This window comes from Streptococcus infantis (assembly GCF_047463315.1).
GTDB classification, from domain to species: domain Bacteria; phylum Bacillota; class Bacilli; order Lactobacillales; family Streptococcaceae; genus Streptococcus; species Streptococcus infantis_AB.
Genome location: NZ_JASHEB010000004.1, coordinates 121,195 through 134,019, shown reverse-complemented (window position 1 = coordinate 134,019; position 12,825 = coordinate 121,195). Strand labels below are relative to the sequence as shown.

The window sequence follows — 12,825 nt, the reverse complement described above, 5'->3', positions numbered from 1 at the left end:
TCGAATTGGAGCAAGAAATCTAAGATAGTCATTCTTTAGTGTGTAATGATTATAAACTCTCCAACCAAGCTTCATCTCGAATCTCAATTCCAAGTTCTTGTGCTTTTTGAAGTTTGCTACCTGCATCTGCTCCTGCTACTACGAGATCTGTCTTCTTCGATACACTTCCAGTAACCTTAGCTCCAAGATTTTCTAGTTTACTTTTTGCTTCAGAACGAGTAAGACGTTCAAGTTTTCCTGTCAATACCACAGTTAGTCCTGACAAGGCCGCATCTGCTGCAACTATCTGTCCTTTATAATCTAGATTAACACCTAATTCTTTTAATTCGCTTAAAAGTATTTTAGAACCCTCAGTTGCAAAGTAAGTCTGCAAACTTTGAGCAATCACAGAACCCAAACTCTCGATAGTTGCAATTTCTTCTGGATTTGCCTGAGCCAAAGCTTCAACAGAATGAAAGTTTTGGAGCAATAACTGACTTGCCTTGCTTCCTACATGACGAATTCCCAAACCAAATAAAAGTTTTTCAGCAGAGTTTTCTTTAGATACTTGGATAGCCTGATAGAGTTTTTGGGCTGATTTTTCCTTAATGCCTTCTAGCAAGAGGAAATCTTCCACGGTCAAACGATAAATATCTGCTACATCCTTGACTAATTGTGCTTCAAAAAGTTTTTCAACGACTGATGGACCAAGACCAGCAATATTCATGGCATCACGAGATGCAAAGTGTGTCAAGCCTTCCTTAATCTGAGCTGGACAACGTGGGTTTATACAACGAAGAGCAACTTCATCTTCAAAATGCATAAGCTTGCTCTCACAGCTTGGACAGTTGGTTGGAATATCAAGTTTCTCCTCAGACACACGCTTAGATTCAACCACTCGCAAGACCGCGGGAATAATATCGCCTGCCTTATAAACGATGACAGTATCATCCTTGCGAATATCCTTTTCAGCGATATAGTCAACATTATGAAGCGTTGCACGACTAACTGTTGTACCTGCCAATTGCACCGGAGTAAGATTGGCAGTCGGAGTTACGACTCCTGTTCGTCCAACTGTCCAGTCAACAGAAAGGAGTTTTGCTTCTTTTTCTTCTGCCGGAAACTTATATGCCACTGCCCACTTAGGTGCTTTTACTGTAAAACCTAGTTGCTCTTGACCAGCTAAGTCATTAACCTTAATCACAACACCATCGATATCATAAGGCAGCTGGTCTCTTTCTCGACCAACTTCTTGGATAAAATCCCAAACCTCATCCATGCTGTGCGCTAATAAGCGTCTTGGATTAACAACAAAGCCCAATTGTTCCAAATGCTCCAAAACCTTCTCTTGGCTATCTCGAGTTGAAGGGCTTGCTTCTTGATAGAGGAAGGTTGCAAGATTACGTTTGGCTACTACTGCTGTATCCAACTGGCGAAGAGTACCTGCAGCAGCATTTCGTGGATTGGCGAATTCAGACTCGCCGTTTTCTTGACGAGCAAGATTGACTTGATTGAAAGAAGCTCTCGGCATATAGCATTCACCACGAACAGTTATATCTAATTTTTCTGGTAAAGTTAAAGGAATGTCTTTCACTCGTTTAAGATTTTCAGTGATATTTTCACCAATAGAGCCATCACCACGAGTTGCTCCAGCAACAAAAAGTCCTTGCTCATAAGTCAAGGAAATCGATAGTCCATCAATCTTCAACTCACAAATATAAGTGACATCATCCAATTCTTTACGGACACGCGCATCAAAGGCATCCAATTCTTCACGTGAAAAAGCATCCTGCAAACTATAGAGAGGATACTGATGACTATATTTTTCAAATCCATCAAGAATCTTTCCACCTACACGATGTGTCGGACTTTCTGGCAAGACTTGGTCCGGATGAGCTTTTTCTAACTCTACCAATTCACGATAAAGACGGTCATACTCACTATCAGATACAGATGGATTATCACTTGTATAATACTCTGTCGCATAGCGATTGAGCAACTCAACGAGCTCTTTCATTCTTTCATTCATAAAACCATTTTACCATAAAAAGGACTATAGAAACAATATTCAAGCTCTAAAAAAGAAAATGAGAAGGATATTTCTATCACTTCTCATTTATTTTTATTTTTTACGATTCAAAATAGCATTCAAGATGATGGCTACAGCACTCGCAATGACGATACCATTTGAGAAGAACATTTGCAGTTCAGTCGGTAAAGTATTGAAGAGATTGCTTCCGTTCAATCCAACCCCAGCAGAAATAGACACTGCTGCAATGAGGAAGTTGTGTTCATTGTGCTCAAAGTCTACACGAGCCAAGATTTGCATCCCTTGGAGAGACACAAAACCGAACATGACGAGCATTGCTCCACCAAGAACAGGGCTAGGAATAATCTGAGCCAAGGCACCAAACTTAGGCAAAAGACCGAGTAAGATAAGGAAACCAGCTGCGTAGTAGATTGGCAAACGAGTACGAATACCTGAAAGTTTCACCAAACCTACGTTTTGTGAAAATCCTGTATAAGGGAAGGTATTGAAAAGTCCACCAAGTAAAACAGCGAGACCTTCAGCACGATAACCATTACGGAGACGAGTGCTATCAATTGGATCTTTAGTAATATCAGAAAGGGCAAGATATACACCTGTTGATTCTACCATTGATACAGTAGCGATGATACACATCATGACAATAGATGAAATCTCAAATTGTGGAGCGCCAAAGTAGAATGGAGTTGGGATATGAACCAGTGGAGCTTCTGCCACTGGAGAAAAATCAACCAAGCCCATAGTCGCTGCAATAATCGTACCGGCAATCAAACCAATCAAAATCGAAATAGATTTGATAAATCCTTTTGTAAAGATATTGACCAAAAGAATGATGAGAATGGTGATTGTTGCTAATGCTAAACTTTGTCCCGTTGGTTTTTCGACGTTATTTCCCATATTTCCGATAGCTACAGGAATCAAAGTTAAACCGATTGTTGTAATGACAGAACCTGTTACGATTGAAGGAAACAGATTTGCAACCTTAGAAAATACGCCAGCTACAAGAACGACATAAATACCAGAAGCAATCAAGGCACCAAACATAGCACCACTACCGTGACTTTGTCCAATCATAATAAGTGGAGCAACAGACTGGAAGGCTACCCCAAGAACAATAGGTAAACCGACACCAAAATATTTATTAAGTTGCAATTGTAAGAGAGTTGCGACCCCACACATAAAGATATCTGTAGAGATAAGGTATGTCAGTTGTTGAGGTGAGTAACCTAGGGCACCTGCAATCATGATTGGTACCAGGATTGAACCTGAGTACATGGCAAGTAAGTGTTGCAAGCCCAATACGGCCGCTTTTGAGTGGTTTTCTTTTTGATTCATTAGATGTCTGCCTCCTTGAAGATAACTCTTCCATTTTCAAAACGCTCTAAACGAGCAAGTGATACTACCTGATGACCTGATTTTTCTAACAGTTCACGACCATCTTGGAAAGATTTTTCAATCACAATCCCGACAGCCTCGACTGTAGCACCAGCTTGTTCGATAATCTGAATCAAACCATTAGCTGCTTGACCATTTGCCAAAAAATCGTCAATAATTAGTACTTTGTCTCCGGGAGATAAGAACTTCCCGGCAATAGATACGGTACTAGTAACCTGCTTAGTGAAAGAATAGACTTCAGCAGTTAAAATTCCTTCATTCATGGTAATATTTTTTGCCTTCTTAGCAAAAATCATGGGTACGTCCAACTGTTCAGCCACATAAAGAGCTGGTGCAATTCCAGACGCCTCAATTGTAACAACTTTGGTAATGCCAGCATTTTTAAAATGCTCTGCAAAAGTATGTCCGATTTCTCGCAATAACTTATAATCAACTTGGTGGGTCAAGAATGAGTCCACCTTAAGAATATTCTCACCTAGAATATTCCCATCTTTTAAAATACGTTCCTCTAGTAATTTCACGTTAACCTCCGAAATAAAAAGGGACTTACAAAGTAAGTCCCTCAGAAACATAGAAACAAATAGTACCGCTTCTTTAATCTCTCTTCGACCTACTTATTGTTAGGTATTTACGGTACCTTGTAGAAACGCCACGCCTATTCATGGCATAAATAAGTAATAAAATATTTAGTGAGCATCTCCATTCCAGATAGAGTTTTTCACAATGACATAATCCACATGTCTAAGATCAGCAACCTTGCGACCTCCAGCATAAGAAATCGAACTTTGCAGATCTTGTTCCATCTCAGTCAAGGTATCTTGCAAATGTCCTTTGGCAGGAAGAAGAATCTTCTTGCCTTCAACATTCTTGTAGGCACCTTTTTGGTATTCTGAAGCAGATCCATAGTATTCTTTAAATTGTTTACCATCGACTTCAACGGTTTTACCAGGGCTTTCGATATGACCTGCAAATAGTGAACCAATCATAACCATGCTTGCACCGAAGCGGATTGATTTAGCAATATCACCATGTGTACGAATCCCACCATCAGCAATGATCGGCTTACGAGCAGCTTTAGCACACCAGCGAAGAGCCGCCAACTGCCAACCACCAGTACCAAAGCCAGTTTTTACCTTAGTAATACATACTTTACCTGGACCGATTCCGACCTTAGTCGCATCCGCGCCAGCATTCTCCAATTCACGTACAGCTTCTGGTGTTCCAACGTTACCAGCGATGACAAAGGTATCTGGCAACTCTTTTTTGATGTGCTGAATCATTGAAATCACACTGTCAGCATGGCCATGAGCAATATCAATAGTGATGTACTCTGGAGCATCTTTCTTTAATTGACTAACAAAATCATATTCGTAATCTTTAACACCAACAGAGATAGAAGCAATCAACCCTTTTTCGTGCATGCGTTTCACAAAAGGAATGCGCCCAGCTTCATCGAAGCGATGCATGATATAGAAATAACCACCTTTTGCAAGTTGTTCTGCAACATCTTCATCCAAGATAGTTTGCATATTTGAAGGAACAACTGGTAATTTAAAGGTGTACTTCCCTAGTGTCACTTGTGTGTCAGCCTCTGCTCGACTTTGAAGAACACACTTATTAGGAATTAGCTGAATATCTTCATAGTCAAAGATCGGAAATTCGTTTAACATTTCGATGTCTCGTTTCTTTTATAATGACCTACCTATGCTTGCGCATCACTACGCCTTTTCCGACGTTTCCTCTAACGATTATAAACTAAGGTAAAGTTTTTGTCAATTATTTTGAAACCTAAAATTTATAACGTTCGGATTTTACTCGTTATTTCACAAAAAATAGAGAGTTTATTGACTCTCTATTTTTGTTTTATATTATTTTGAAAAATTCTTTCTGACTTCCCTAGCATTTCATAGAATTCGCTGTAGGATGACGTCTTTTGAGGAATTTGGATAGACCACTTTTTAAGAAAGACCCCATAACCTTCAACTTTTCCTATTTCACTACTTACTGCCTGATCTATGCTAGGGAAAATCAAGCCAGCTTTCTCTGCTTGTAAGATATAAGCATAAGAAATCATTTGAAATAGATCATCACGATTGATTCCCTTTTCAGTCAATTCCAGTTTTTTGTATTTAGCATCTAGTACAATCTTTCGCTCTCTATCATAAAAATCTGGATATACTTTTCTTTCACGATTAGAAAATACTGAAATACCGTCCGTCTTATCCTTATTTCTAGGATGGATGAATTCTTTTGGCAACAAGGTATGAACATACTCTTCCCAAAGCCAAGCAACATCAAAAAGAATACCATGGATTTTTTGCTCTTGGTACCCTAAACCATGCTCTTCCCTATTTAGGATCATCAGACAAAGTTCTTGCAATTTTCTGTACTCTCGAAAGTAGGCATGACGAAGAGGTTTATCTTGATTTCGTCGAATAACCTTAGCACGATCAGCTTGTTTATACGAAGGTGTTACACGAATTATTTCTGTAATATTATCACGATTAGTATAAATGATACCTCTTCCTAGAGATTTTTGATTTTTAATGTACTCGATAGTATGACGAATCAGCTGCATCATCGGATTGTCATAAGTAAATTCTCTTGTAGTATAAGCAATATTGCCTGTGAAAGGAAGATTTTTCTTGAGATGATTTCCTACATCAATCACTCCCTTGATATGACTATCATTATGGGAAAATCTCTGGTATTCCTTATAAAGTCCCTTTCGCATAGCAGCTTCCAAATACTTTGGAAAGAGGTAGATTAAAAGCTGATAGAGTCTTTCCTCGCGCGATAAACCAACATCCAAACTAGTGAGATTGATATTTAGAACTTTCTGCAATAGATAATGCAAAAAATAGTCATCACTTTTACTCGAAAAGCGGGAAGAAATGGTTAATCTCTCCTGACCACACCCCAGAAATCCAATCACATTCCCTGTCTTAATTTTCTGATTGACTGTTTCCAAAATCTTTTGTTCCTTATCCAAATCAGGAGAATTTTTCAGGTCGTTTGGAAATATAAAGATACTATCTTCTTGAGAAAGATTATCTAGAGTTCTATCTAAAAGAACTTGACTAATTTTAGGATATTCTGTGATAAACTCTTCTTTGTTTAAGGCCTGTTGATTGTCAGTTAACTGCATCGTCATCACCAATATCTTGCAGATTTGTCAGATCATATGCTTTTTTCAAAGTATTCAGTATTTCATCTTCTTCATAAGAACCACGTAAGTAATCTTCCAAAAGTGGTTTAAGATAATCAGACCAGAGTAACTCATAGTCAAAGTCTACTTCTTCCAGTTTAAGGAAATAACTTGGTCCGATATGATAATGACTATTCAGTTCCTGAACTTTTTCAATTTTAGCATTCAAGTTTCTTAGACGCGCTTTAGCTTCTTCAGCCTTATCACCAAGAGCATCATCTAGCATGCCTAGTTGGCTTTCAGCAGTAACTTCAACAAAACGGAAACGACGGCGCATTGCAAAATCAAAGGTATCCACCGAACGGTCAATATCATTCATAGTTCCAATGATGTAAACATTTTCTGGGATATAAAACTTTTCATCATTTTCGTGTAGATTGGCATATTGAGTAGAAACTCTCCCCTTTTCACCACGATAGCCAGGATCAACAGAGAAAAATAGTTCCCCAAAAATCTTAGAAATCTCACCACGATTGATCTCATCGATGATGAAGACGAATTTCTTATCAGTATCAATTTCTGTTGGAGAAATATAGTCCTTAAGACCAAATCTTTTCTTTAAAGTTTCGAGTACTTTTTTACCTTGGTTACGATAATAGAGCTGTTTCAGATATTTTTCATCTTTGTAAAGTTGATAAACATAAGATTTTGTTAAGACAGTTCCTTGGGCTTTAGTTTCATAATTGATATTAAAATTATTTCGACTATTTACAGTAAGATAGGAAGATTCTGTCAAGTATTCTTTTTCATCTCTGCTATTTACATACTCAAGATAAAGATCCCAAGCCTCATCAAAATTATCTTGTCCTCCAATCAATTGGGCTTCTTTTGCTTTCTGACAAAAATCTTTAAAAATACCATCCTGGAGCTTAAACTCAATAGCTCCATCCCCATTTGATACCGGTCTTAACCCCTCAACAAAATCTGTATAGTCATATGATGGATGAAACTGAACAAAGCCTATTTGATTTTCGTTACCATCTGTTAATTCTTTAGTAATTTCTTTCGCAAGATAAGTTTTTCCTGTACCAGGTGCACCTCGAAGGATGAGGTTTTTGGATTGCAATAAAATATTTTTATATTTGTTAATATTTTCTAACATGTTTACATCTTTCTTCTCTTTTTTAACATAGAAACTAGTAAAATTGTCGTAAAACTCTTTTAAAATATCATTAGGTTCCGCGGTTGATTCCAATTCTAAATCTTTGACAAGGTATTTATACCCTAAATCTTCATCTTGATTATTACTATACCATTTTACTATTTTAAATTCTGTGAGTTTAAATCTCTGAAAACCACACCTTATATTTATCCATGAGTTATCAAAGTCACTCAATCGATAACCAAAATAAGGCGATTTAATATATCCATTACCACTCCTTGGACCAAAATGACCTGTGTTAAGCATTTCAACTTTGTACGGAATACCTTCGATAGTTAGAGCAGGATAAATATGTTCAGCTCCATCTAATTTTTGAGAACGTTTCATTTCTATATCTTTCGAATTATAGATATTTGATTGATTCACAAATTTAGACAAAAATTCTCTGAAGACTTTATAACACTCTGAGTTAATTCCATTTTTTACAAACTCATAAGATTTATTTATAAAAGGAAAAACCTCGTTTAATGAATTTTCGTCCTTAATAAAATACTCAGCATCAAGTGTCCAACCAAATGAATCAGGCTTCTTATTAAATATCAAAAAATCTGAATCACGAAGACTTTTGGAGAGAATGGCAATCTTTATTCCTTTATTTTGAAAATTAATCTCTATAAAGTTTTGTAACTTCCCTTTCATATTTTTAACCTGAAAAGAAATATAACTTTTTGTTTGATTTTCAATTGCATCTGGGAATTCTTTTTTTATTCTATTAATAAAAGTTGATTCAGATATCATAATGCTTTACCTCGCTTATTAAATGATTATTAAAGGTTCTAAATATTATTTGTTAGTGTAAATATTTTTAATAACTATCTTAACACACATTTCATATATAGAATATCATATCCTATAAAAAATGAAAAGAATTTCTAAAGAAAAAGCCCAGCGTTAGGAGCTTCAATGTCTCTTAACACTAGACTTCTTTTCAATATTAATAATACTCACCTTGACGATAATCCCATGAGTTAAAGGTGTCTGACAGATGCATCATTATTTTATTGATGTCAAGTCCTTTACGGATCACAACTGGTGCTGGTAAAGTCGAGCGTGCTCCTCCTTGTTCTGGAATAAGCTTGCCGTCTTTATCAACCATAGACACCATCACACCTTGCTCGTAGCGAGTTTCGATTGTTTTGTCTGGCTGGATTGAAGCAACATAGTCGTCTGCTTCGATGACAAGGTCCACTGCTCCTTCGATACGTTGACCGATACCTTCCACCTTACCACGGTTTCCTTTTCCAGATGGATTTGCAGATGAGGCATAAACCATTTTCCCTTCTTCCCAGAGTTTGGCAGCCAATTGTTCACCAGCTTTACCAAACTTGATGACAAAACAGCTAGTACCACGAACGTCTGTCATGAGTTCTTCACGTCCATCACCGTATGCTTTCAATTTTTCAAAAGCTTCTGGTTTCCACGGAAGGATACAACCAAGGAGAATATCTTGGTCCCAATGTTTTTGATAGAAGGCTTCGATTTCAGGATTTAGCTGTGCTAAGGCGCGAAGCTCATCCATACTACCACAGAGGACTACGCCTGGTTTGTTACGATTACGTTCTTTAGCTTCAAACTTACGCTCAAGTCCAGCCTTGTCACTGGTCATGATAATGTAACCGACCTTAGTAGGGCAAACGATACAACCGCCCTCACCTTTTAAAATGTCATAGCCTTCTTGTGAAAGTGTTCCGTTCCATTGAATGTGTTTTGTCATAGTTCTATTTCCTTTTCTATATTTATTCTAATCCTGCCAATAGGCTGGGCGTTGTTTTTCATAAGCAGCAATCAAGTCTTCATACTGCATGGTAATACCGATATCATCCAAACCATTTAAGAGCTTGTGTTTCCATTCGCTATCAATTTCGAAAGGGAATTCCCCTACTAGTGAAATGATTTTTTGTTGTTCCAAGTCCACAGTTACCTGGTCGCTTGGTTTGAGTTGGGCGAGTTTTTCTCTAACTTCCCTTGGTTGAACAATAGGCAACATGCCATTATTGAGCTCATTATTGTAATGAATATCTCCAAAAGATCCTGCAATTACGACCTTAAAACCATAGTCTGCTAGCGCCCAAGCTGCATGCTCCCTCGAAGAACCAGCTCCAAAGTTATCCCCTGAGATGAGGATAGTAGCTTTTCGGTATTCAGGTCGATTAAAGACAAAGTCTGGATCCTCAGTGTACTTATCGTCCAGATAACGCCAAGCATACATGAGGTATTTGCCAAAACCTTTCTTGTCAATCAACTTCAGAAACTGTTTGGGAAGAATTTGGTCGGTATCGATATTGTCATTCATCAGAGGAACGGTTGTTCCTGTATAAACTGTAAATTTCTCCATATCCTCTCCTTACTGAGCTTCTGGCATTTGCCGTACATCTACGAAACGTCCTGCAATTGCTGCCGCAGCTGCCATGGCTGGACTACAGAGATGAGTCTTAGCACCAAATCCTTGTCGATCTTCAAAGTTACGATTGCTAGTTGAGGCACAATGAACACCATCTGGTACTTTATCAGGATTCATTCCTAGACACATAGAACACCCTGGATCTCTCCACTCAAAGCCAGCATCTAGGAATACCTTGTCCAAACCTAACTCCTCAGCAGCTCGTTTGACTGGTCGAGAACCAGGTACCACGATAGCCGTCAAATTTGGTGCAATCTTCTTCCCTTCTACAAATCGAGCCGCCAGTTGCAAATCGCTAAGTCTAGCGTTGGTACAAGAACCAATAAAGACATAGCCTAGTTGGATATCTGCTGGTTTCTGACCTGGTTGTAAATCCATGTAATGATAGGCTCGTTCATCATTCATATCCGTAATTTCTGGGAAACTAGTATCAAAGTCAACACCCATAGCGGGATTAGTACCCCAAGTCACCATTGGAGCCAATTCTGAGACATCCAAACGAATAACCTTATCATAAACGGCATCTTCATCACTAACCAGTCTTTTCCAATCAGCTACTGCTGCAGCAAAATCCTTGGGAACACACTCTCGACCCTTCAAATAATCATAAGTGGTCTGATCTGGATTCATGATTCCCATTTTGGAACCAAATTCGATGGACATATTGCAGATAGTCATTCGCTCTTCCATGCTAAGTGCATCAATGGCCTGACCTCGATACTCCACCACGTAGCCAACGCCACAAGCAACACCGTATTTAGCAATCAAGGCTAGAATGAAATCTTTGGCATAAACCCCTTTTTGAGGAACTCCTGTGAATTCCACCAACATTTTCTTGGGTTTAACCTGCCAAATGGTTTGAGTAGCAAAGACATGTTCGACCTCACTGGTTCCAATTCCGAAGGCGATAGCTCCAAAGGCACCGTGGGTAGCTGTATGGCTATCACCACAGACGATGAATTTCCCTGGTTGTGTTCGTCCTGTTTCGGGACCAACCATATGAACGATACCTTGTTTTTCTGAACCGTGGGCAGCATGTTCGATTCCAAATTCTTCAACATTTTCAGCTAACTTATCAATCTGAGCTTTGGAGATTACATCTCGAATATCATATATATTGACCGTCGGGACATTGTGGTCAAAGGTACCAAATGTTAAATCCGGTCGTCTCAATCTACGTCCTGCATCACGCAATCCTTGAAAAGCTTGAGGACTGGTCACTTCATGGATGTAGTGCTGATCCACATACATAAGTTGTGGTTGTCCCTCTTCTCCTGTGATTACATGGAGGTCCCATAATTTATCAAAAATCGATTTTCCTGCCATTCATTACCTCCATACAAAATACAAAGCTACTAGTGTAGTTACTATTCCTAGGAACCAAACTGTTTTAAAATACCATTTTCTGGTCTTGTGGTGAAAAACGATTCCTGCAAACCAGGCACCAAAGCCGCCAAGAAAGAATGTAAATGATAATAAATATTTTTCTGGTATTCGCCAAGAACCTCTTTTTGCTTTGGATTTGTCAATACCATAAATCATAAATACCAATAAATTCCAAATCAAAATAGCAAAAGTAATTCCTTGATTTATCTTCATAGTCTTTCAATGATGGCTTCTGTTATTTCACTGGTTGAAGCCTGTCCTCCTATATCTCTCGTTAAAATTCCTGCTGCTAAAGTTTCTTCAACAGCATGTTCGATACGCTGCGCATCCTCATATCGTCCAAAACTATCTCGCAACATCATAGCAACTGATAAAATCATAGAAATAGGATTGGCGATTCCTAGGCCTGCTATATCAGGCGCCGAACCATGAATCGGTTCATAAAGGCTCGGTCCATTTTCAGAGTGACTAGCCGATGGCATGACGCCAAGTGTACCAGATAGAACGCTTGATTCATCAGATAAGATATCTCCAAAAAGATTTTCTGTCACGATAACATCAAACTTGGCTGGATTTGTAATCATGAGCATGGCAGCTGAGTCTACTAGCTGGTGCTCCAAGGTTACATCCGGAAAATTTTTTGCGACTTCATCAGCCACTTTCCTCCAGAGTTTTGAAGTTGCTAACACATTTTGCTTATCAATACTAGTAACAATTTTATTTCGACCTTTTGCAATTTCAAAAGCCTTACGTATAATCCGTTCTACTTCCTCATAGCTATAATCGTTGATATCACGCGCTTTACGCTCTTCAAGGATATGATCTCCAAAGTAAATCCCACCTGTCAACTCACGCACTACTACAAAGTCAACACCAGCAATTCGATCTGGCTTAAGAGGTGATAAATGATTGAGACTCTCAAAAATTTTAACTGGACGAATATTGGCATAAAGATTCAATTCCTTGCGGAGTGCCAAAAGCCCTTGTTCGGGTCGAACTGGAGCATCATCATACTGAGGACTACCGATTGCAGCAAGGAGGATAGCGTCCGCTTCTCTACATGCCTTGAGTGTTTCATCTGGTAAGGGATGCGCTGTGGCATCAATACCTGCACCACCAAAAGGTCGTCTGTCAATCTCAAAAACAAATCCCGTTTTTTCGGCTATCGATGCAAGAACTTCTAAACCAGCTTCCATGATTTCTGGTCCAATCCCATCCCCTGCTAGGGCAACTATTTTCTTTGTCAT

The 12,825-nt window shown here is 38.6% G+C and carries 11 protein-coding genes and 1 riboswitch; all 11 genes read right to left on the bottom strand.

The genetic code is table 11. The features are described from left to right. Nucleotides 1–49: 49 nt before the first annotated feature. The 11 genes from ligA to leuB all read right to left on the bottom strand — a co-directional run bounded on the left by ligA (nt 50) and on the right by leuB (nt 12,825). A complete protein-coding gene (ligA, locus tag QM857_RS05860; RefSeq protein WP_016465766.1) occupies nt 50–2,008 on the bottom strand; it encodes an NAD-dependent DNA ligase LigA in 1,959 nt (652 codons plus the stop codon). Between the two features lie 93 nt (nt 2,009–2,101). Then, nucleotides 2,102–3,361 (bottom strand): nucleobase:cation symporter-2 family protein, encoded by a 1,260-nt coding sequence (locus tag QM857_RS05855; protein ID WP_414275354.1) that lies wholly within the window; start codon nt 3,359–3,361, stop codon nt 2,102–2,104. Then, the gene (locus tag QM857_RS05850; RefSeq protein ID WP_281137238.1) at nt 3,361–3,942 is read right to left on the bottom strand and encodes a xanthine phosphoribosyltransferase; all 582 of its coding nucleotides are present in this window, start codon (nt 3,940–3,942) and stop codon (nt 3,361–3,363) included. Before QM857_RS05850 ends, QM857_RS05855 begins: the two co-directional genes overlap by 1 nt. A 76-nt stretch (nt 3,943–4,018) precedes the next feature. Next, a riboswitch (purine riboswitch) is annotated at nt 4,019–4,115 on the bottom strand. Next, nucleotides 4,108–5,091 carry a GMP reductase gene (gene guaC, locus QM857_RS05845; RefSeq protein WP_036757580.1) on the bottom strand — a complete coding sequence of 328 codons (984 nt, stop codon included), beginning with the start codon at nt 5,089–5,091 and terminating at the stop codon, nt 4,108–4,110. It overlaps the preceding riboswitch by 8 nt. A gap of 182 nt (nt 5,092–5,273) precedes the next feature. Then, complete coding sequence (locus QM857_RS05840) at nt 5,274–6,569, bottom strand: McrC family protein (RefSeq protein ID WP_414264208.1); 1,296 nt, start codon at nt 6,567–6,569, stop codon at nt 5,274–5,276. Continuing rightward, nucleotides 6,556–8,529, bottom strand: coding sequence for an McrB family protein (locus QM857_RS05835; RefSeq protein WP_414264046.1), 1,974 nt, complete (start codon nt 8,527–8,529; stop codon nt 6,556–6,558). Before QM857_RS05835 ends, QM857_RS05840 begins: the two co-directional genes overlap by 14 nt. Before the next feature lie 196 nt (nt 8,530–8,725). After that, nucleotides 8,726–9,505 (bottom strand): L-threonylcarbamoyladenylate synthase, encoded by a 780-nt coding sequence (locus QM857_RS05830; RefSeq protein ID WP_414264047.1) that lies wholly within the window; start codon nt 9,503–9,505, stop codon nt 8,726–8,728. Between the two features lie 27 nt (nt 9,506–9,532). Next, nucleotides 9,533–10,126: a 3-isopropylmalate dehydratase small subunit gene (gene leuD, locus QM857_RS05825; RefSeq protein ID WP_414275353.1), complete on the bottom strand. Its 594-nt coding sequence runs from the start codon at nt 10,124–10,126 to the stop codon at nt 9,533–9,535. Nucleotides 10,127–10,135: 9 nt separating this feature from the next. Beyond that, nucleotides 10,136–11,518: a 3-isopropylmalate dehydratase large subunit gene (gene leuC / locus QM857_RS05820; protein ID WP_414275352.1), complete on the bottom strand. Its 1,383-nt coding sequence runs from the start codon at nt 11,516–11,518 to the stop codon at nt 10,136–10,138. A 3-nt stretch (nt 11,519–11,521) separates the two neighbouring features. Next, entirely contained in the window at nt 11,522–11,791 is a 270-nt protein-coding gene (locus QM857_RS05815; protein WP_414275351.1) for a DUF1294 domain-containing protein, read from the bottom strand. Continuing rightward, the gene (leuB, locus tag QM857_RS05810; RefSeq protein WP_414275350.1) at nt 11,788–12,825 is read right to left on the bottom strand and encodes a 3-isopropylmalate dehydrogenase; all 1,038 of its coding nucleotides are present in this window, start codon (nt 12,823–12,825) and stop codon (nt 11,788–11,790) included. Before leuB ends, QM857_RS05815 begins: the two co-directional genes overlap by 4 nt.